17 protein-coding genes and 1 pseudogene are annotated in these 20,905 nt (G+C 46.5%); 5 read left to right on the top strand and 13 right to left on the bottom strand.

Translation table 11 applies throughout. The annotated features are described in order from the left end of the window. Window positions 1-5 precede the first annotated feature (5 nt). Window positions 6-536: a GNAT family N-acetyltransferase gene (locus HGP28_RS03610; RefSeq protein WP_168835066.1), complete on the bottom strand. Its 531-nt coding sequence runs from the start codon at window positions 534-536 to the stop codon at window positions 6-8. A 129-nt stretch (window positions 537-665) separates the two neighbouring features. Here HGP28_RS03610 and HGP28_RS03605 point away from each other — a divergent pair, with 129 nt between their 5' ends. Continuing rightward, window positions 666-1,976: a DEAD/DEAH box helicase gene (locus tag HGP28_RS03605; protein WP_168835065.1), complete on the top strand. Its 1,311-nt coding sequence runs from the start codon at window positions 666-668 to the stop codon at window positions 1,974-1,976. Between the two features lie 377 nt (window positions 1,977-2,353). Here the strand turns inward: HGP28_RS03605 and HGP28_RS03600 are convergent, their stop codons facing one another. The 4 genes from HGP28_RS03600 to HGP28_RS03585 form a co-directional block, all read right to left on the bottom strand. Then, window positions 2,354-2,962 (bottom strand): hypothetical protein, encoded by a 609-nt coding sequence (locus HGP28_RS03600; protein WP_168835064.1) that lies wholly within the window; start codon window positions 2,960-2,962, stop codon window positions 2,354-2,356. A gap of 301 nt (window positions 2,963-3,263) precedes the next feature. Beyond that, window positions 3,264-4,085, bottom strand: coding sequence for a phospholipase D-like domain-containing protein (locus tag HGP28_RS03595; RefSeq protein WP_168835063.1), 822 nt, complete (start codon window positions 4,083-4,085; stop codon window positions 3,264-3,266). 93 nt (window positions 4,086-4,178) lie between these two features. Next, window positions 4,179-4,838, bottom strand: a complete 660-nt coding sequence (locus HGP28_RS03590; RefSeq protein WP_168835062.1) for a hypothetical protein — start codon at window positions 4,836-4,838, stop codon at window positions 4,179-4,181. Between the two features lie 843 nt (window positions 4,839-5,681). Continuing rightward, on the bottom strand, window positions 5,682-6,338 hold the full coding sequence (locus tag HGP28_RS03585) for a nitroreductase family protein (protein ID WP_168835061.1): 657 nt from the start codon (window positions 6,336-6,338) through the stop codon (window positions 5,682-5,684). Between the two features lie 373 nt (window positions 6,339-6,711). Between HGP28_RS03585 and HGP28_RS03580 the strand changes: the two genes are divergently transcribed. The 3 genes and pseudogenes from HGP28_RS03580 to btsR all read left to right on the top strand — a co-directional run bounded on the left by HGP28_RS03580 (window position 6,712) and on the right by btsR (window position 10,771). Beyond that, entirely contained in the window at window positions 6,712-8,196 is a 1,485-nt protein-coding gene (locus HGP28_RS03580; RefSeq protein ID WP_168835060.1) for a carbon starvation CstA family protein, read from the top strand. A 102-nt stretch (window positions 8,197-8,298) separates the two neighbouring features. After that, window positions 8,299-9,957, top strand: a pseudogene (locus tag HGP28_RS03575) (LytS/YhcK type 5TM receptor domain-containing protein); the annotation flags it as partial. Window positions 9,958-10,042: 85 nt separating this feature from the next. After that, a complete protein-coding gene (gene btsR / locus HGP28_RS03570) occupies window positions 10,043-10,771 on the top strand; it encodes a two-component system response regulator BtsR (protein ID WP_168835058.1) in 729 nt (242 codons plus the stop codon). Here the strand turns inward: btsR and HGP28_RS03565 are convergent. Together HGP28_RS03565 and HGP28_RS03560 are read right to left on the bottom strand one after the other, a co-directional pair. Further along, window positions 10,768-11,988: an NRAMP family divalent metal transporter gene (locus tag HGP28_RS03565; protein ID WP_168835057.1), complete on the bottom strand. Its 1,221-nt coding sequence runs from the start codon at window positions 11,986-11,988 to the stop codon at window positions 10,768-10,770. The genes btsR and HGP28_RS03565 overlap by 4 nt on opposite strands. A gap of 255 nt (window positions 11,989-12,243) precedes the next feature. Next, window positions 12,244-12,804 carry a maltose acetyltransferase domain-containing protein gene (locus HGP28_RS03560; protein WP_168835056.1) on the bottom strand — a complete coding sequence of 187 codons (561 nt, stop codon included), beginning with the start codon at window positions 12,802-12,804 and terminating at the stop codon, window positions 12,244-12,246. Between the two features lie 208 nt (window positions 12,805-13,012). Here HGP28_RS03560 and HGP28_RS03555 point away from each other — a divergent pair, with 208 nt between their 5' ends. Then, window positions 13,013-13,999: a Gfo/Idh/MocA family protein gene (locus tag HGP28_RS03555; RefSeq protein ID WP_168835055.1), complete on the top strand. Its 987-nt coding sequence runs from the start codon at window positions 13,013-13,015 to the stop codon at window positions 13,997-13,999. A gap of 72 nt (window positions 14,000-14,071) precedes the next feature. Here HGP28_RS03555 and guaD read toward each other — a convergent pair whose 3' ends face one another. The 6 genes from guaD to HGP28_RS03525 all read right to left on the bottom strand — a co-directional run bounded on the left by guaD (window position 14,072) and on the right by HGP28_RS03525 (window position 20,854). Further along, entirely contained in the window at window positions 14,072-15,448 is a 1,377-nt protein-coding gene (gene guaD / locus HGP28_RS03550; RefSeq protein WP_168835104.1) for a guanine deaminase, read from the bottom strand. A 38-nt stretch (window positions 15,449-15,486) separates the two neighbouring features. Beyond that, complete coding sequence (locus tag HGP28_RS03545) at window positions 15,487-16,833, bottom strand: solute carrier family 23 protein (RefSeq protein WP_168835054.1); 1,347 nt, start codon at window positions 16,831-16,833, stop codon at window positions 15,487-15,489. Window positions 16,834-17,049: 216 nt separating this feature from the next. Next, a complete protein-coding gene (locus tag HGP28_RS03540) occupies window positions 17,050-18,264 on the bottom strand; it encodes a putative manganese transporter (protein WP_168835053.1) in 1,215 nt (404 codons plus the stop codon). A gap of 287 nt (window positions 18,265-18,551) precedes the next feature. Continuing rightward, window positions 18,552-19,169, bottom strand: coding sequence for a hypothetical protein (locus tag HGP28_RS03535; protein WP_168835052.1), 618 nt, complete (start codon window positions 19,167-19,169; stop codon window positions 18,552-18,554). 25 nt (window positions 19,170-19,194) lie between these two features. Continuing rightward, a complete protein-coding gene (locus HGP28_RS03530) occupies window positions 19,195-20,124 on the bottom strand; it encodes a hypothetical protein (protein WP_168835051.1) in 930 nt (309 codons plus the stop codon). 25 nt (window positions 20,125-20,149) lie between these two features. Then, window positions 20,150-20,854, bottom strand: coding sequence for a hypothetical protein (locus tag HGP28_RS03525; RefSeq protein WP_168835050.1), 705 nt, complete (start codon window positions 20,852-20,854; stop codon window positions 20,150-20,152). Window positions 20,855-20,905: the final 51 nt, after the last annotated feature.

Here is a 20,905-nt window from a genome sequence, read left to right as displayed (position 1 = left end):
GCCTTTTAACAAGCTGTGTTTAAAACCATACTCAGCCTCAACATATCGTGATGCTGAATGCCGTTTTCCAAAATTGGCTCGGGATAATGGCGGGTAAAATGATCTTTCCAAATCGCATCCACGCGAAAACCCAATCGCTGATAATAGGTCAACTGATGACCAAACGTTCCAGTGCCAAGCTCGACGCGTTGCACTCCGTAATGCGGCAATTGATCAAGTACATAGCGCAGTAGTGTTGTGCCTATGCCTTGCTGCTGCCATTGCGGCCACACTGAAACATTGAGGATCTCCGCAACCCCCTTGTGGCTTTGTGATACTGGCTTGAGATCAGTGCCATTCAACGTAACAACACAGGCGGCGACGATCTGCTGCTGAGCCCAAGCGGCAAAACAGACACTCTCTTTGAGATAAGCCAAAACCGTCTGTTCATTCGGATCCGCTTCCAATAGCAGTGCCATCGGCAGTTGGGCAGAATCAATGACATCACAATGGATCGTCTCTAAGGCATTGTTTACATTCGACTGAGGCGTTGTCATGAAAGTCTTCGTTCAATAAAACACGTGGCGAGTTTAACCCCATAATGACGGCAGTAACATCGGCAAATTAGCAAAAGAGTGAGAAAGTGCTAGAATCGCACGTTTCCTTTGAAAAAGACGAGAATTGCAATGTCATTTGCCACCCTTGGCCTCAACGACGCCCTTTTGCAAGCGCTAAACGCGCGTGGTTATTCAGCGCCGACCAACATTCAACGCCAAGCCATTCCGGTGATTTTACAAGGCCGCGATTTGCTTGCTGCGGCGCAAACAGGGACAGGCAAAACTGCCAGCTTCGTTCTTCCGATGCTTGAGCGGTTAGCACAAGGTGAAACCGTGCGTAAAAAGCGCATGCGTGGACTGATTTTGGTGCCAACACGAGAGTTAGCTTTGCAAGTACACCAAATGATTGGTGAATACGGCGCCCACACTCATCTGCGCTCAATGGCAATGTTTGGCGGCGTTGATGATAAGGCGCAAAAACAGCAATTGATCGAAGGCGTTGACATTGTTGTTGCCACGCCGGGCCGCCTACTGGATTTATACGCCCAGCGCGCACTTCATTTTGATGAAGTCAGCATGTTGGTGCTCGATGAAGCCGACCGCATGCTTGACTTAGGTTTTATTGAAACCATTAACCAAATTTTGGCTAAACTGCCGGAAAATATTCAGCATCTACTCTTTTCGGCGACACTTTCACCACGAGTACGAGATTTGGCGAAATCGGCCATTCATGATCCTGAAGAAATCACGATTGCAGCAAAAGAGGCCTCAAAAGCCAATATTCATCAATGGCTTATCCCTGTCGACAAAGATATGAAATCATCATTGCTCAGCCATTTGATTCAAACCGAAGGCTGGAAGCAAACGCTGATTTTCATTGAAACAAAACATGGCGCGGCTAAGTTGGTTGCTCAGCTTGAAAAACGCGGTATTCGTGCCGAAGCCTTTCACAGTGGTCGTAGCCAAGCGGTGCGTGAACAAGTTTTAGCGGATTTCAAAGCCGGTCGTGTTGACTTTTTGGTTGCAACTGGCGTTGGCGCGCGAGGCATTGATATTCATGAACTGCCACGTGTTGTGAATTACGATTTGCCTTATCCTGCGGATGAATATGTCCATCGCATTGGCCGTACAGGCCGCGCCGACGCGCAAGGTGAGGCCGTGTCGTTTTTATCCAAAGACAATTTCAAAAACTTATGCATGATTGAAAGCCGTTTGGGTCACCTGATTGAGCGACGTGATATTGAAGGCTTTGAGCCGAAAAAGCCCATTCCAATCTCCATTCTCAATTATGTGCCTAAAGCCAAACGCGACGGCAATCCTGCCTCGTCAGCGCAAGGTGATCACGCAGATAAAAACAATGCGGCGTCACGACGGACGCGTAACCCGCATCATCGTAAATCTCGCGCCAAACCGAAAGCACCACGCAACAACGGTCAGTAATACAAACCATCACCACCGCGCCTAGGGCGGTGGTGATGGGATGACAACAAAAGAGCACATGTAATCAAAATTTAGATAAAAAGTTAGAAACCCTATATGGGATAAGGGCTTACTTAGTGAAGATGATGTGAAGCGAGTATAACCAGCACGTCTGCCCAGCTTCGATCTGGCCCTTTCCTTGTTTCGACAGATTTAACACATAAATATCGAAGGCTTAATTTGTCATATTTTTCTAATCTAACTATAAGACCACGTGTCTAGGCGTCACGCCCATCAAACCCCACTGCACAATTTACTTATAAAGAGGCTTCGGGCTTGTTCAACACTCGGGATTTAACGTTGGCTGCGCAACGCTTAATCCTTATTTGTTATGCGAATTATTCCAGCGTCCAGTAATCTTTGGGAACATAGACTCCAAACAAAATCATACGACCGTCAAATTGCTTAAGCATCTGAGTATTAATTTGGATCGGAATTACATCAAAACCCAAACTAGACGTTAATTCGAGATACACTGCTCCAGGGTTGAATTTTTTGCCGTCATTAGCGCTAATATGGAATACAACAAACGAATCATTTAAGTCATACAATGAACGAAATGCAGTACGGGCATTGGCTCCATATTCATATTTTAGAGTATTTACGATATCAAAAGCTAACTGGCTTTTCTCATGGTTTTCTGTGTAAAAATTGAAAGTGTGAATATTTGCTTCTATTTCATCTTTTACAATTATCGTTCCATTTTGATCTGCATGTGCTGTATAGATAGAAATTGTGTCTTCAGGTGTCAATAACTCTAAGTCATAAGCATGGATAGGTCGCGCTCTTTCTACAATCTTATCAAGGTCTATTTGCTTTTTGTAAGAGCTACCTAATCTAGAGCTAATTTTGATTGCTGATGTAAGCCTAAGATCACTAAGGTCATTCGGATAGCTCATACCCAAGTACTTAACCCTCACCTCACCCCAAAAAATATTACTACCCACTCGCGAGAGCCTATCAATGGAATTTGACTTATCCAAGTCTTGTTTATAGAGCTTATAGCCAGCAAAAATTGCACAAAACAACGCTGCAACTAATATGAACCGCCTTTTGGTGGCATTACTTTCACCAAGTGATAGATATGCAAAAAAACCAGCTAGAAAGACAATTATTATTTCTAAAACTATGATATGAACCTCCTATTGGTATAACGCCTGCCATAATGTAGTGGCACACTGAACCCGCAAAGTGCACTGATCTCCATACCAAAAACGCCGAGTGTAACGCATCTCCTTAATGACTTTGTTATGCGTGTCCTGATTTGTACGCCTGTTTTAATGCGATAAACTGACCAGCAAAATCTTCAGCTAACTCTCTGCTGTTAGTAATAGTAATACTTTCGTTATTATATTGAGCATTTTTCGTCCAGTTGTAAGAGCCATGAACAACCTTTTTTAAATCAATGACACAAAACTTATTGTGCATGATTTTTTTACCCCAAGAGCTAGAGGGAGAAACCTTATAATACTCAATACCTTTAGCCGCGAAGTCTAAGCCATACCTGCTAGTCGTAATGTCATCATTAACGATCACTTGAATATTTAGACCATCCAGATGTTTTTGCAGTAAAGCATTACCTATTTCCTTATCGGTAAACCACGCCATTGCTACCCATATAGAAAATTTTGCTTTAGATATGCTTTCTAGTATTCGCTGACGTATTTCTTGAAAATAGGCTTCAATGTCAACGGTTGAGTCTTCAATACTAGCGCCTGATACGATAAAGACACCTAGAGAGTTTTGCTCCAATGCATATCCATCGTGTTTAATAATTTCGTTAATACCTTCAGCTAATTCCACATAGTTTTCGGCACGCCTGCTATCAACTAACCCCTCAACCATAAGCTTCATTTGGTTAGTTCCATTAAGGGACTTGGTAGTTTTCAGGGCATAATCTTTTCGGCTTGCCGATTCAGGTAAGCCTCCGTTTTGGAAAGAATAAACATCCCGAACACCAAATAGATTGAAGAACTTTACAAGATCAGGACCTGACATATAGGGAGCCTCTGAATCATCGCCTGTGATATAAGCTTTTAACGCTTCAAGTGAAAAATCTGATAACTTCATACTCTACAAACATCCAAGAAAAACGCATAACGCCGCAATAAGCGGCGAGTAATGCCTGGCTAAAATTAGCGAAGGATGAGCGCGAGCTAAGCTTTACGCGTCCGCCTTGATTGCTTTGTTATACACGCCTTCATCATTACCGTAATGTCTCCATTCTTGAGATAAGATCTGAGTATCACGATGCTTTGCCAATTCGTCATTTAAATCGGGGCGATACTTTACACCAACAACGTCAGCCAAATGCTCTAGAGCATCTGATGAGATTTTTGTAATTTGCTCTGCAGATATTACTGCTGTGCCGTCACGCATTTTAGAAAGTGGTTTTAATACGTTCAAGCTTTGGGAAAGCGAAGAGCTTATATTTATCACTTCGCGTTTTGTCCGAAAGGTATTATCGGCTCTGCTTCCAATCCGCAAAAAAAGATTTTGTGTAAATTGAGGTAATGGATCAGTAGGTTCTGACAAAGATAGGAGGCCTGCCATTTCGTCAATGTCAAATTCTCTAGCACCACCTTGCCATACCCAAATGGCATGATCTAATTCATGCATTATTTCCCAAGCTATCGCCTTTGCGCTTTCTTTATTTTTTCTCCGTTCAAATAAAAAATCGACTACTGCAACTGTTAAAACAATTCCTACTATTTCTGTTCCCAAATTTAATAGAAAATCATCAGAAGTAGAGCCATTTGATAGCGAAATCCCTATTGCAATACCTGCAAATAACAGGAAACAACCTGCAATCAATAAACGCATGTTAGATTTTTCTCCTTAGTGCATAACAGTGTATTAAACAGCATTCTGTCTATCACGCAGAGTGCTTGCCTCACTTTTCCTCCTACTATACTCCCGAAATCGCTTTTTAATCAATCAGTTGAATAACTTCAAGTGCGCAATTTTGAGTGCTTTCTTCTGGCAAAAGCGAGCATTGCGCTTAACGCTGCGCTCGACTATCTCACACCTACCGAAATTTACTTTTATATTCATAGAGATAGGGAAGTTTAACTGAGGTAACCGAGCATTATTTTGCATGGTTATACCAAATCTCGTTCGCATTTTTGACGCTATCTACAAGCGAAAAAGAAGGTTCTGACCAAAAGCGAGTTAGTTGAACTCAGCAAATAACAAGGCCAAAAATTCAGGACGAATTTTTAGGTTTGCGGCGTAGGGAACGCCTCAAACCGTGCCAAACCACACCAAAGAATAGAAGCGCTTTTCTGGTTACTCACTTTCGGTCAACAAGAACCAAGACAAAGAGTAGCTGGCTCGCTTGCACTAAACTCAAACTGGGTACAAACCTTTAAGCGAGACAAACCGCAGACTCAGCCAAATATGGGGATGAGAATGGCCAAAAATCACGACCATTTTTAACGTTTGTGGCGTAAGAACATCTCAAACCGAGCCAACCATCTACCTGTCCTAATTGAACCCGCAGCGTTGTTGGCTGGCGCTCTCAAGCTTCCCTCTTAAAACAATCATCCCTCGATAACGCAGACGCAACAACTTTTAGGGTCTGCTGGAAGTAAAAAAGCCTCGCAACCCAAAGGCGGCGAGGCTTTTTTTATTTCGCGCAAATCACATTGCGCGTCGTGATAAAACTTAAAGTGTTACCAACATATCATCAAGAGCAAGACGTGCTTTTGGCAAACCGTGGTTATAGTCTTCACCCTCTTTGTGATAACCAATGGCAAGGGCCACTTCACACACATGACCATCCAGTTCCGCTTTAAACGCTTCACCGATGAGTGCTGAATCAACACCTTCCATCGCGGTAGAATCAATACCAAGACGAGCCAAAGTGTGCAGCAGGTTGCCCAGCGCAATGTACACCTGAGCTTTGGTCCAGTTACCATTAAAACCGGTTTCGTCTGTGTTCGCTTGTGCAAACGCGTACGCGCCCATGAACATGTCGTACATATCGGCTGGCAAATGGCCTGAGCTCACTTCTGCATCGACGCGTTTAGCAAATTTTTCTTTAGTAAATTTCGGATCGTACGCCAACAAAATGGTGTGCGACGCCGCTTTTGCGTGTGGCTGGTTAAACTGATGCATGTTGGCAAAGGTGTCGTGAAAACGCTGTTTCGCTTCATCACTTTCAAGCACAATAAATTTCCATGGCTGAGAGTTGATTGAAGACGCAGACAGGCGGATCGCTTCTTTGATAATTGCCATGTCATCTTGTGAGATGCGCTTGGTAGCATCGTATTGTTTTGCAGTGTAACGCTTGTTGAGATCAGCAATAATTGGATGAGTCACAGTACGGTCCTCTTTATACAATTCAAATCGCTCAGCACATTCTATGCGCAAATAAAAACGGCGATGGTGAAAACGGCGATGGTAAACACAGAGTGACAAAACGCACCTCTGCCTGAAAACGACGCCATTATATCGAGCAAACTCAAATTGATAATGCGCGCTGTATCAAATTCACTTTCAAAATTTTTTTGATAATCGGCCATCACCACTGATCCCCCCGCACAACCACTTAAATCGCTATACGGCCACTCAATGATTCTGGCAATGCCAAGCCTCACCCATTTCGATAATCTGCAGTGAAACAACCGGGCGTCATAAGCCAGATGGCTGCCACACCCAAAATAAGAAACCAAACCAAAGAAGGACGATGACTATGTTGTGGTTTTTAACCTGTCTTGCCGCACTCATCGGCGGCTATTTTATCTACGGGACGTTTGTCGAAAAAGTCTTTGGCATTCGCAGTGAGCGCCAAACCCCGGCATTTACTAAAAACGACGGGGTTGATTACGTGCCAATGTCGACCCCCAAAGTGTATCTCGTTCAACTGCTCAATATTGCCGGCGTTGGCCCGATTTTCGGTCCCATTATGGGCGCACTGTATGGCCCTGCGGCTATGTTGTGGATTGTGATTGGCTGTATTTTTGCAGGCGCAGTACACGATTATTTCTCGGGTATGCTTTCGATTCGTAACGACGGCGCTTCTGTGCCAACGATGACTGGGCGTTATCTTGGCAATGGCGCCAAACATTTTATGAACATTTTCGCCATTGTCCTATTGCTGCTTGTTGGTGTCGTGTTTGTTTCTGCCCCTGCTGGCATGATCACCAATCTAATTAACGATCAAACCAGTTTGACGGTGAGCATGACATCCATGGTTGTGCTGATTTTTGGCTACTACATCTTAGCAACCATAGTGCCTGTGGATAAAATCATTGGTCGTTTTTACCCGCTATTTGGCGCGCTACTGATTTTCATGTCAGTTGGCCTTATCACAGCAGTCGCACTGTCTGATCAGCACACAGTATTAGGTGGCTTTACCCCAAGCGATATGTTTAGCAACCTTAATCCAAATGATATGCCATTGTGGCCAGCGCTGTTTATCACCATCGCTTGTGGCGCGATTTCCGGCTTCCATGCGACCCAATCTCCCCTCATGGCGCGCTGCATGCAAAATGAGCGCAATGGCCGTTTCGTTTTCTACGGAGCCATGATTGGCGAAGGGATCATTGCACTCATCTGGTGCGCGCTTGCCCTTTCATTCTTCGGCTCATTAGAGTCACTAAGCGAAGCAATAAACAATGGCGGCCCTGGCAATGTGGTTTACAGCGCGTCATTTGGCCTGCTCGGCGTCTTTGGTGGTGTCCTTGCGTTTTTGGGTGTGGTCATTTTGCCCATCACCTCAGGCGATACCGCGTTTCGTTCTAGCCGCCTAATTTTGGCCGAATACTTCAACATGGAACAAAAAACCCTACGCAACCGCCTGTTAATGGCTCTACCGCTGTTTGTCGTTGGTGGCGTATTAACTCAAGTGGATTTTGGTATCATTTGGCGTTACTTCGGCTTTGCTAACCAAGCGACCGCGGTGATGATGCTTTGGACCGCGTCTGCATACCTGTTGCGCCACAACAAGCTGCATTGGATCACCACAGTACCTGCACTCTTTATGACAACAGTGTGCGTCAGTTTCATTCTCAATAGCAGCACCCTCGGGTTTGGTCTACCAATGACCTTATCAACGAGCGCAGGCATTCTATTTGCCGTACTCGCTGCCACTTATGTCATTAAGACATCAAAAGGCAAAGGCGAAACCGACCTCGCCGATGAAGAAAAGCCTAGTGGCATCTCAAAAACGGCATAACGTTCTAAAATAAAAACGATTTTACAATTATTCTACCTTCACCAAGCCCGCCTTTTGCGGGCTTTTTAGGATCGCCACGTAAGGCAAGCCAGAGGAAAGAAAATGGAATTATTGGTATCGCTATTACAGCAGATGTGCGTGTATCTGGTGCTCGCCTACCTACTGAGCAAAACCCCTATTGTACTGCCCTTACTGAGTGTCTCCGCTCATTTAAGTCATCGCTTAATTTGTTACCTGCTCTTTTCTGCGTTTTGTGTGCTAGGGACCTATCTCGGCTTACACATCGACGATGCCATTGCCAATACGCGCGCCATAGGCGCTGTGATGGGAGGGCTGTTTGGTGGTCCGGTAGTAGGGTTTGCCGTGGGCTTCACAGGAGGATTACATCGCTATTTCATGGGCGGGTTTACTGATTTAGCCTGTGCGGTTTCTACCACTGCGGAAGGCGTTATCGGCGGCGTTTTGCATGTGTATCTGCTCGCACGTCACCGCAGAGCGACCCTATTTAATCCAGCCGTCGTTTTTGCGGTCACATTTTTAGCCGAGCTTGTGCAGATGGGCTTATTACTGCTTATCGCGCGCCCTTTCGATCAAGCCTTTGCGCTGGTCTCGACTATCGCGACACCAATGATTTTAGCCAACTCTTGTGGCGCGGCACTGTTTGTTAGCATTTTGTCGGATCGCAAAACCATAGTGGAAAAATATTCTGCGACGTTCTCACGTCGAGCGCTCAACATTGCCGACCGCTCTGTGGGCATTTTAAGCTCAGGGCTCACCGCGCAAAACGCTGAAAAAATCGCGCGCATCATCTACGAAGAAACCCATGTTGGCGCCGTTGCCATCACAGACCAAAAGAAAATTCTCGCCTTTGTTGGCATTGGTGATGATCACCACCAGCCAAATACGCCGATTTCTTCAAGGAGCACTCAAGAGGCGCTACGAGACAATCGTATTATTTATCTAGATGGTACAGAACACCCGTATCAATGTTCACTATCACCCCACTGCAAGTTAGGCTCAGCATTGATCATTCCACTGCTCGCCGGAAAGCAAGTGGTCGGCACCATCAAACTGTACGAGCCCAAACGCAAACTGTTTTCTCGGGTCAATATGTCGATTGCAGAAGGCATTGCCCAGCTGCTCTCGAGCCAGATTCTCTATGGCACTTACCTTGAGCAGCGTGAGCTGCTGACTCAGGCTGAAATCAAGCTGCTGCAAGCGCAAATCAACCCCCACTTTCTCTTTAATGCCCTTAATACCATCAGCGCCATCACGCGCAAAGAGCCTGAAAAAGCACGCGAGTTGATTCAAAATTTATCGCATTTTTTCCGCAGCAATCTCAAACAAAACATTCACTCCGTTCCCCTGCGCGAAGAGTTAGGCCATGTAGCGGCCTATTTGAGCATCGAGCAAGCTCGATTCAGCGACCGCCTATCGGTCAGCGTTACGATTGATGAAGCGCTGCTTGAGATCAAAGTGCCCAGTTTTACCTTGCAGCCACTGGTCGAAAATGCCATCAAGCATGGCATTGCTCAAATGTTCGATGGCGGCGAGCTGAAAATTTACAGCCAAGAAAACGAGCAAGGGGTTGAAATTGTGGTTGAAGACAACGCCGGGCGCTTTTCCTTGCCGCAAGAGAATCACAATGGCTTAGGCCTCGATATTGTGAATAAACGCTTAATTCACCATTTTGGCCGTGACTCAGCGCTAAAAATCCATTGTGAGCCCAACCATGTTACCCAAATGCGCTTTATCATACCCAAACAAACCACCACTTCAGTGGTCACCGAAACCCACCCCTTACCTCACACTGCCACGCAAGCGGTGTCGCCAATGGAAGGAAACTATGCTGCGCGCTCTCGTTATTGATGATGAATTATTTGCTCGAGATGAACTGGCGACCTTGCTGGTTGAATCGGGTTTAGTTGATGTGATTGATCAAGCCAATAATGCCATCTGCGGGCTTAAAAAAATTCATGAATTGCGTCCAGATGTCATCTTTGTCGACATTGAAATGCCGCAAATCAGCGGCATCGACTTGTTGGCGATGCTTGACCCACAAACCATGCCTCAAGTGGTGTTTGTGACCGCCTTTGATCATTACGCCATTCAAGCGTTTGAAGATAATGCGTTTGATTATCTGCTTAAGCCTGTTGCCCCTTGCCGGCTACACAAAACTCTCACGCGGCTTGAGCAAACTCTCGCGCTCAAACATCGAGTGACTGATTTTAGCGCTATAACACCGAGCACCATTCATCACATTCCCTGCATGGGGCACAACCGTATTGTGGTGATCCCGATGGCCAAGGTTGAATGTGTTTACAGTGATATCAGTGGGGTACATGTTCTGGCACAAGGTCAAAAAGGCAGCACGCCGATGACGCTTAAAGTGCTTGAAGAAAAGACGGAGTTGGTTCGCTGCCACAGGCAATATTTGGTTGCGATTAACGCGATTGAAGAGATCAAATTATTTGATAATGGGGTGGCGGAAATCACCACCCGTTCAAAACACCAAGTACCTGTAAGTCGCCGTTATCTCAAGCGGCTTAAAGAGTTACTTGGCGTGCACTGTTAACCAACAAATTTACTAATGAACCCAGCAATATTGCTGTAACTTGCAAAGGTCATTACAAGCACAATCGCAATACCGATTGCGGTGAGCGCCATAGGGTGCTGATAATCGCCAACAATATCTTTACGGCGTGTTGCCGCAAGCACCATGGCGAGCACCACTGGCAAAATAATGCTATTGACTAAGCCTGCAAGCATTAACAAGAAGATTGGCATATTCATGGTGACGGTGCCAAGGCTGGTGACCATAATAAACCCAACACACCATGCCTTTTCACGACGAGCAACAGCAGGAAATAGCGTTTTAATCAAAGAAATCGCCATGTAGGAGTTGCCAACCACCGAGGTAATTGAGGCGACAAATAGTACAAGACCAAAAATAAAGTAACCCACTGTGCCCGCACCTTGACGGAATGCATCCGCAGCGGGGTTCGCACTGTCTAGCACTGCGCCTGTTGAAATCACACCAAGCACTGCAAAAAACAGCAAAATACGAATAATCACCGCAATCGAAATACCCGCCCATGCCGCTTGTTTGATCGAAGGAATGTTCTCTTTACCTTGCAAACCAATATCCACCAAACGCTGAGCGCCAGTGTAGTAGCCACCAACCGCGCCGCCAACAATGGTCAGAGTCGGTAGCAATAGCGTAGAAAAATCGCTCGGCATTACCGCCGCAGTCAGAGTTTCTCCCATTGGCGGCAGTGATGTCATCGCCACGTAAGCGATCAGCACAATCATAAACAGGCCAAGGTAACGCGCCATCTGATCCATACGCTTTGAGGCGTTATGAACCACAAATAACAAGCAGCCCACCACGCCCGTAAACAGGGCGCCCCACGTGGTATCAACCCCAGTCAACACATTAAGCCCAAGTGCCGCGCCACTAACATTACCAAAGTTAAACGCCACCGCCCCAAGAGCGAGTAAAATCCCGACAAGATAACCCATACCCGGCGCGACTTTATTCGCGATATCTTGAATGCGCAAACCCGACACACCCACAATGCGCCAAAGGTTCATCACAATACCAAAGGTGATAAACATGGAGGCGAAAACAGGGAATGCCATATCCATTTGATACAAATTGGTAAAGACCGCGGTTTGAGTCAAAAATCCTGGGCCAACAGAGGTGGTCGCCATCAAAAATGCGACGCTGAAAATTGCTTTACGCTGCCAAGAGCTGGCGGATGAATATGAAGTGCTGGTTTGCGTGGTCATGCCAAATTCCTAAATATGGGTCTCTCTCTTTTAGAAAAAAAGAAAGACAACTGACGGGGATCAGTTGAACTCGGCAATCCACAAACGGGGATAAAAATGCGAACTCGCTCGCAAGTAATCGTTTGCTCGGCGCGGATATTAGTGACTCCGCATCATTCTGTCAATCAAGAAATCATAAAAAAGGCCACTTTAATGTGGCCTTTATAAATTTGTTAGCTGAAGGTTAGTAATAATACTTCTGTTAAAAAACCGATGTTAATTTTGAGCTTCAATCGGTCTAATCACGCGACAGGGGTTGCCTGCGGCAACGACATTGGCTGGAATGTCTTTCGTTACCACACTGCCCGCACCAATCACACTGTTATCGCCAATATTGACGCCAGGGCAGATAATTACGCCACCGCCAATCCAAACGTTATTTCCGACCGTAATGGTTTTACCAAATTCCACCCCGTTGATGCGCGGCTCCACTTCAACCGGGTGTCCTGCGGTATAAATTTGCACATTCGGCGCTAGCAAAACGTTATCGCCAAAATGCACTTCGGCGACATCTAAAATCACACAGTTAAAATTGGCGTAAAAGTTTTTACCCACCTTAATATTATCACCGTAATCACAGCGAAATGGCGGCTCAAGATAGGCACCTTGGTTGTTTGGGATCAGCGCGTCAATCGCCTCACGCCACTGCGGCGTATTCGGAATGCTATTATTCAGCGCCATTAGACTATGGCGGCAATCCACGCGAGCTTGAAACAGCGCCTCATCCCAAGCCAAATAAGGCTCACCTGCCAACATTTTTTCTCTTTCGCTTTTCACTCGTGACTCCTCAAGGTACAAATTAAATCGCATGTCCACATCATTTGAGAAGTGCAGCTTAAACCGAAATTCGCTATTTTCTGCTGCATTTAATCAATCTTTAGGTTAAAAAATAGCTAATTTTGATCTCTGTTCTCAAATTATACCGAAATCACTTGATAACAACGGAATCCGCAACGGAGCATTATACAAAAAGTAAGGAATAAAAATGACTAACTCGGAATTTAATTGGGGGATTATTGCCCCTGGACGAATTGCTCATAATTTTGCCAAAGCACTAACCGTCGTACCCAACGCTCGTTTATATGCCGTTGCAAGTTCCAATCGCGAACGCGCGCAAGCCTTTTCTCAAACCTACGCATGCAATCGGATTTATGACAATTATCAAGCGCTGATAGATGACCCTAACGTCGATGCCATTTACATAGCAAATCCTCACCGCTTTCATTTTGAATGGGCAATGCGTTGCTTATTAGCGAACAAGCCTGTGTTATGCGAAAAGCCACTTACCGTCACGGCCAAACAAACGCAAACATTAATCGAACTGGCTAAACAACAAAACACGTTTTTGATGGAGGCGGTATGGACGCGCTTTTTGCCAGCTTGGCGACAAGTCTCCACTTGGCTCAGTGAAAAACGGATTGGGGAATTGAACGTCTTACGCTCTTCATTTTCATTTAAAGCCACGCGTGACGATAATGACCGACTATTCAATAAAGACCTTGCCGGCGGCGCGCTGCTCGATGTTGGCATATACAACCTCACCATGTCACAATTTGCACTTCAGCGTGAACCTGAGACCATTTTAGCCAATGGCCTTATTGGTAAAACAGGTGTCGATGAACGCACCAGTGTTATTCTTAATTATAACGGTATAAGCAGTGAATTTACCTGCGGACTCAATTGCACACTAGAGAATCAATTCATACTATACGGCGACAAAGGAAGCATTACGATTCCGACCCCATTTTGGGCTGCGACTCAAGCAATATTGCGGGTTGATGGGGAACCAGAATGCATGATTGAGCTTCCTTTTCGAGCAACCGGTTTTGAATACCAAATTGAAGAGGTGATGCATTGTATTGCCAGAGGAGAGCTGCAAAGTAACATCATGCCTTGGCAAGACAGTCTCAATACAATGAAAACGATGGACGCCATTCGCGCTCAGATTGGATTAGATTACCCATTCGTGTAGTCAATAATGCGAGACAAAAAAAGCCAAAATGATTCCATTTTGGCTTGTTATTGAGGGGAACATCAAACCGCGCTATCCGCGAACTAGGCGACCTTGCACCCATACACGTTGAATATTTTCACGGCTGGCAAGTGCAATTACTTTTTCTAAAATATCGCGCGGTGAGTCCATGTCACTATAAACGCGCAAATTACCAAAATCACGGCTCGGCTCAATGACCAAGGCATCAAAATGGTAACCCGGAGCAAACACACCGACTTTGCTATCTAAGACTTGCCCACCGCCAGCGGTGGCCATCCAAAACGCTTCGACATAACTCACGCGGCTGTTGGCTTCACCACGCAGCGCCGCATCAATACGACCATTGACACCATCTTCACGCACGCGAGAATGACTGACCGCATCAAAGGCCGCGCGAAAGATAGACGGCACTGGCGCGCCAGCAATATCGCTACCCAAACCAATTTGAACACCCGCATCCAGCAGCTCTCGAGTTTGCATCGCCGCGTTGGCAAAATACATATTTGAGAGCGGACAGTGGCCAATTCCAGCTTGATAGTCTTTGATCATCGCCACATCGTTCTCGGTAAGGAAAATCGAGTGCGCAAGCACACTTTTGCGGTTGAGTAAGCCATGTTCAGCATAGATCTCAATGTCGGTTTTCCCAAACTGACTCTGAGCGTAATCGCGTGCCCAATCACTTTCTGAACAGTGTGTTTGCATATGCAAATCGTATTTTTGCACTAAATCGCCCAAACCGCGCAGCATTTGTGGCGTGCAGCTTGGCACAAACCGTGGCGTAATCACCGGGCTCACCAAACCGATGTCATTCCCTGGCAGAGCAAACACGTTATGAACAAATTGTTCGGTCTCCGCCAAAGCCTGCGCCACGCTCGACTCACGATAGAAATCCGGGCATTGCTCGGCGTTATCCATGTTCACTTTGCCAACAAACCCGCGCTGACCTTGAGTTAAACAGTGTTGCGCTAATAATTCACTCGACTCGCGATGGATAGAAGCAAAATAGACCGCACTGGTGGTGCCGTTCGCCAATAAGGTGCTAACAACATCGGCATAAATGTCATCGGCAAACGCGTTATCTCGATAACGATTCTCCAATGGGAAGGTGTAGTTTTGTAACCACTCATAAAGTGGCAAATCCAAACCTTTTCCTGCCTGTGGCCATTGCGGCGCATGACAATGTAAATCGACCAATCCTGGCAACAAATAATGGCCTTTTTCGACAGTGCGCAGTTTATTTTGCGCGGCAATTGCCGCCAACCAATCGCCATAGTGCGGCTGATTTTTGTCTACTGTGGCCGCAATATCCCCATTACGGTCAACTAAAATGAGCCAATCCGAATGGAATTCAAACGACCCTTTGGTTGGGGCGTGAAAGGTATCGGCTAAAATCGCAAAATCAATCGTATCTAGCGTCAGCTCAGTCATAACACTTTCGGTGTTCATCGTCTGGATTTCTTTGTTCATTAGTGCGACTCACTCTGCGCAGGCTCACTGGCGTTAACGTTAGCCACGTCTTCATTGGGCAGCACAAAATTCAAAATAACGGCAGCAAGTGCGCCAATCGCAATCCCCGAGTTGACCAAATAACCGACCATTTCAGGCAGGGCGTAGACCAATTCGCGCGGCATTAAAACAGCGCCAAGTGCCAACATAATTGGCAATCCAACCACTAACATGTTGCGCTCATTAAGTTGAATGTGCTGGATCACGCGAAAGCCGTTCATTGCAATCACCACGCAAATCACCGCAAAAATACCAGCAATAACGGCGTGTGGCACAGATGCAATCAAACTGGTTAATTTAGGCACCAAGCCGAGTACCAACAAAATCGCGCCGCCTGCGATAATGGCGCGGCGAGAAGCGACGCCCGTTACGGCGATGATCCCAGCGTTCGTCGAATAACCAGTTACAGGGCTACCGCCCAAAAGCGCACAGACAAAATGGCCAGCGGCTTCACCTGTTGCACCGCGATTTAAACGCTCATCCTCCAGCGCCACGCCGGTCACCGCGCTCACTGCGCACCATGTCCCTGTCGTTTCAACCAAAACAATCAAAGCAACAAACGCCAACGTCACGATCGCCAGCGGATCAAACACCAATTCGCCAAAAGGCAGTAGTGTTGGTAGCTGGAACCATGACGCGTTAGCCACCGATGAAAAATCACTCATGCCGTAGAAAGTTGCCACCGCGGTACCGATAGCAATCGCACCAAGTACCGAGGTCAAACGTAACCAATGAAGTGTTTTAACAAAGCAGCCGAGTAAAATGAAGCTGCACAGCGAGACCATACTGACAAGCGCGATCACCATGTTTTGTTGCGGCGCGTCCGTGTGATAAATGCCGTTGAACGCCACAGGCAACAGTGAAATGCCAACCACGATGATGACAGTACCGCCAACAATAGGTGGTACAAATTTACGCACAATTTTGCTAAACAAATTAAGCGGTTTACCCAATAGCGCCACCATAATGGCAACGGGGATCAACGCACCATAGACCGCGCCCATGCCCAGTGTTTTGCCAATCGCAGCAATCGCACCAATTGGAATATAAGATGGCCCCTGCATAACGGGTAATTTCAACAAATTTCCCGCTTGAATCATGGTGGCGAGCCCGGCAACAACAAACGTCATTTGAATCAGCGACGATGTATCTGCAACGGAAAGCGACAGTAGCCCTGCCAAAATGATAGGTACAATATACAAATCCATCGCCAGCACATGCTGAGCGCCAAGAGATAAAGATTTCGATACCGAGATCTTTTCATCAATATTCGGAAATTGAGCGGAAGTTTGTGAACTGTTTTTCATTATCGTTAACAACCAAATAACAACAAATGGGAAGTTGAGTAGCTGGAGACGATGGCAAACCCATAGCAGGGTTTTGCGTCACTCACCAGAAATTGTCGCGAATAATACTCAAAAAACAGAGAAAAGCAAACGTTTGCGCGGATGATATGGCTACTGATAGAGTATTATGCTACCAGTGGCATTTAAATGGTTCTCGTAACAAATTGGTTAGCGAGCCTAAAAAACCGATGATTCGACTAAAAAATAATATCCGTAACCAACGATAAAGGCTGGAATAGCGGAATAAAATGTGGCGACCAGCGCCGCTTTCGGCGCCATTGCAATGGCAGGAAAAAGCGCGTCACCATCATTGGAAATGGCGTTAGCCAATTGAGCTGACATAGGCACCGCGCCAGAAAGGTACAAACTGGTGACCAAAATTTGCGGCCCACAGCCAGGCAGCAAGCCAACCATCAATCCCATCTGCGGCATATAGACGCCCCAATTGCCAAGCCACGAGCCTAAATCAGCACCAGAAAAATACGTCACAAGCTCAAAGCCCATAAATGCCACCACAACCCATGCACTCACAAAATTGGTGTCTTGGGCCGCTTTTTGTAATGGATGAGACGCACGCAATTTATTGTCTTCAGACACCGCCGACTCATAGTCATTAATATCTTTGGTCATTGCCCAAAGCAGCATGCTCAGCACCATAAAGATGGCACCCAGCCATTCAATCCCCATTTCCGGCAACGAAAAGGCTGCATTGAGATCAACCTGAAATGACCCAAGTAGAGCAACAAATGTTGCTGGAATCAGCAGCCATTTCCAGAATGCCCCTTGAAGGTTGAGCGCCTTTTTCTCCACTGAGTTCGACGCTACCGCGCTCAACTTTTCATGTGCTGACGTCCATCGTGTCATTTGCGGGCGCAAAAAATCATCGCGATGCAACGCGTTCACCAGCCAACCGGTCAAACACCCGACCACGACGCCGAGCACAATGACGCCCAGACCGACCTCAGGCTTTGCCGCCAACAGCAAGAATGCCGCGTCCCCCATCGTCGCCGTGAGGACAGCCACAACAGCGCCAAACCCGACACGACCACTGACAAATTGCGTCGTGACAATTATCGCCCCGCCACACCCTGGCAAGGCCCCAAGCAACGCAGCAAAGAGCACCTGATAATGGCGGGAGTTATCATAGAGCGCGACCAAACGATGCTTTCGCCCCATCCAAAGTGACGCATAGTGATAAATTGCCAGTGTGAAAGCGACGTAGCAAGACACCGCCCAAAATGCATCAGAGAGTGTATTGACGGTCATTTCGCGAGTTCTTTCGGTAACAATAAAGGCGATGAGCACCACAGGTAACAATAACCGCTTGTAAGCCAAATGAAATTGACTTAATCCCAGCCAACGAGGTAGCGAAAAGGAAAGGCTCGAACTCATAACTCAGTCTCAATACGAATAATTCTCATTAAGAATATATGCAAATGAGAATTATTTGCAAATTATTTTCTTGAGCTTACTGAATCGAACTCAGCCTAAAAGGCTTAGGTGATAAAGATCGAAGCGGTGAGTGGTTGAATGAGTGATTGAGCGAAGATCATGACCGCAACGTTGAATGAGACACGTTAGGTGAATAGAGAAGGATGCCGCTAGGCAAAAAGCAAACGAATGTTTTAAGCATAGCGCGCAATGTGACAAGGTTTATACCCAAGTAACCTCAAGATGCCTCACACAGCAATAAGCCACAACCTTGGCTCAGTCGACTTTTCTACCTGCAATAACCTTGAAACCTGGCTGCTGCCGTAAACCGTCGTATCGAGCGCATAGGCAGCATGGTGAGTATTATCAACATATTTAAAGTGTTCGCATTCGGCCGGTGTAATACTGCCCCACAATGCCGTTAGCAAGTGCACTTCAGTTTGCATCGCTTGGCGCAAAGCACAAACGCGCGCCATATCTTGATGCCATTTGTGCCATATTGACGCGCGATCTCCCTTCGTGTAATGCAAATAATGGCATTCGAAATAACGAGGGCGGCAAGGCTTTAACGGATAATTAAGCTGTATATCCGCTTTAGATGCGAGCCGCTTTTCACACTCCCTCACCTGATTGGATTTCACATCATAGCGAAAGTATTGCTGTTGCTGTTGCTGTTGCTGTTGCTGTTGATAAGGTAAGTGGTAGCCGACAAGTTCACAATCCAACACCTGAGCCAACTCCGGCCCCAATTCCATCGCAAGCCAAGGGCGTGCCACCGCACGACTACTGGGATCGCTTAATCGACGGATCATTGGCGTAAAATCATAGGTTTTTGCTAAATTCAGTAGCAACGATTGTGGGGTCATACCAAATCCTTTTCACTGCCGTTCATTATGATATAGGTTCACTATGCGCCTGAGGCACAAAGGGGGTGATGTTCAACCAATCGCGGTGCGCTTGCTGCTTTTCATCCAATAGATCAATTAACTCTGCACGATAAGCGATGCCTAAAACCACACATTGAATTTGCTGAGCGCGCGGTAGATAGTGCAATTGGTCCATCAAGCATTGCCAAAGTAGCGGCTCTGACTCCCCGAGAACCAACGCCGTCTGCAGCCGCTGAGCACTGGCATACATTGGCTTATTCGCACTTTCATGAGCTAAAAGAGACGCTTGATTCGATGACCATGCCAAATTTTTGCCCCACAAATAGCAATCGACCGCAGCAACCATAAGCCAGTAGGACGCATGTTGATCACCATGCAGCAGCGCCACCACATCGTACAGTGCGGAGCAAAATTGCGTTATATCCGAAGGGTACTCCTCGCCACAGCTCAGCGAACGCTGAATGATCTCATTGAGTCGTTTAAGTGCTCGGCGAAATACCACTTCTTCGCAATCTAGGGTGGCACGGTTTTCTGCGACGGTTTCTAAAATGTCTCTAGACGAAACGTCATTCGATTCGGGTTTGTTACCGAAAGTATTCGTGCGCCCAAGCTCTCGCCCACGCAAGTTAAGTACACCACCTTTCAACCAATCAACATGATGCAACGGATTGATCGGCCGACGCTGACGCCATTGTGGCTCACCTCTACCCTCTTCTTGCCATCGATTCGCAATGAAAGGGCGTTTATCGTCCCCCCATCCTTCTCCCTCAGAGGGAATTAGGTTGCGAATATCAAGCGGCTCAAGCCCCTTTTTCGGTGGCACATTGTGGCAAAAATAGGCCATGTGATAGCCTATTTTCTGAGCGAGCTTAGGCTCAGCTCCGGCCATCAAAGCGGCACTAAAGGCCGCGTAATAATAAGATTCAGAATGCATAAGCCCTCGCTCAATCCACTGCGACTTATTCTGACGCAGTTAATGCTTTCATCGAGCCATTGTACGGCGCTAGTGACTCGACAAATCGATTGATGACTTGCTCTGCAACGGCGTCGCTGACTGGCTTTTCGCTGATGTAACTGTCCACTTCGGTGCGAATATGACCGCCACTGAGCGCGTCTCGCTCTCGCTGATGAACAATCGCGTTAATCGCGCAAGCAAAGGCAAAACTGTCTGTTTTACTGTAAATTCGATGCTGACTGCCAACATTGCCCGTCTTGGGATAGCGTGGCGCTGCGTAAGACACCATATACGGCTGCGTCGAAGGATCGTTACCAATCAACTCTTCACATGAAAACAGCACAAAATCGGTTGAACGAAACTGTTCCATCACATTGTTTGCTAAAGGTAAATCAGCTTCGATGGCCAGATTATAGTCACAAAACATCACATCCACACCAGCCAGCAAACTTGCCATCATGGTATCAAACGCGCTTTGAACCTCGGTGGGTAACTCATTCTCTTGAGGTATCGAATGAAACGGTTTCGATTGCACTGTATAGGCGGAACGCCAACGCGCTAATAGCTCTTTACCAGTTTCTTCGTCTCGATGCTTATACGCCACTTTGTAGCCGCTATCAAAAAAATCCTCCGTTTCAGGCTGATCAGTTAAAAACGCATAAATACGTCCATCTGAGGCCTCGCCGATGCGAAAAAGCAGTTGTTGCATGTTTATCTCCTATTGGTCATTTGCGCTCAATGTCCAATAAGAATAACGTGG

Source organism: Vibrio agarilyticus (genome assembly GCF_012641465.1).
Classification (GTDB): domain Bacteria; phylum Pseudomonadota; class Gammaproteobacteria; order Enterobacterales; family Vibrionaceae; genus Vibrio; species Vibrio agarilyticus.
This window is presented reverse-complemented; position numbering and strand designations above follow the sequence as displayed.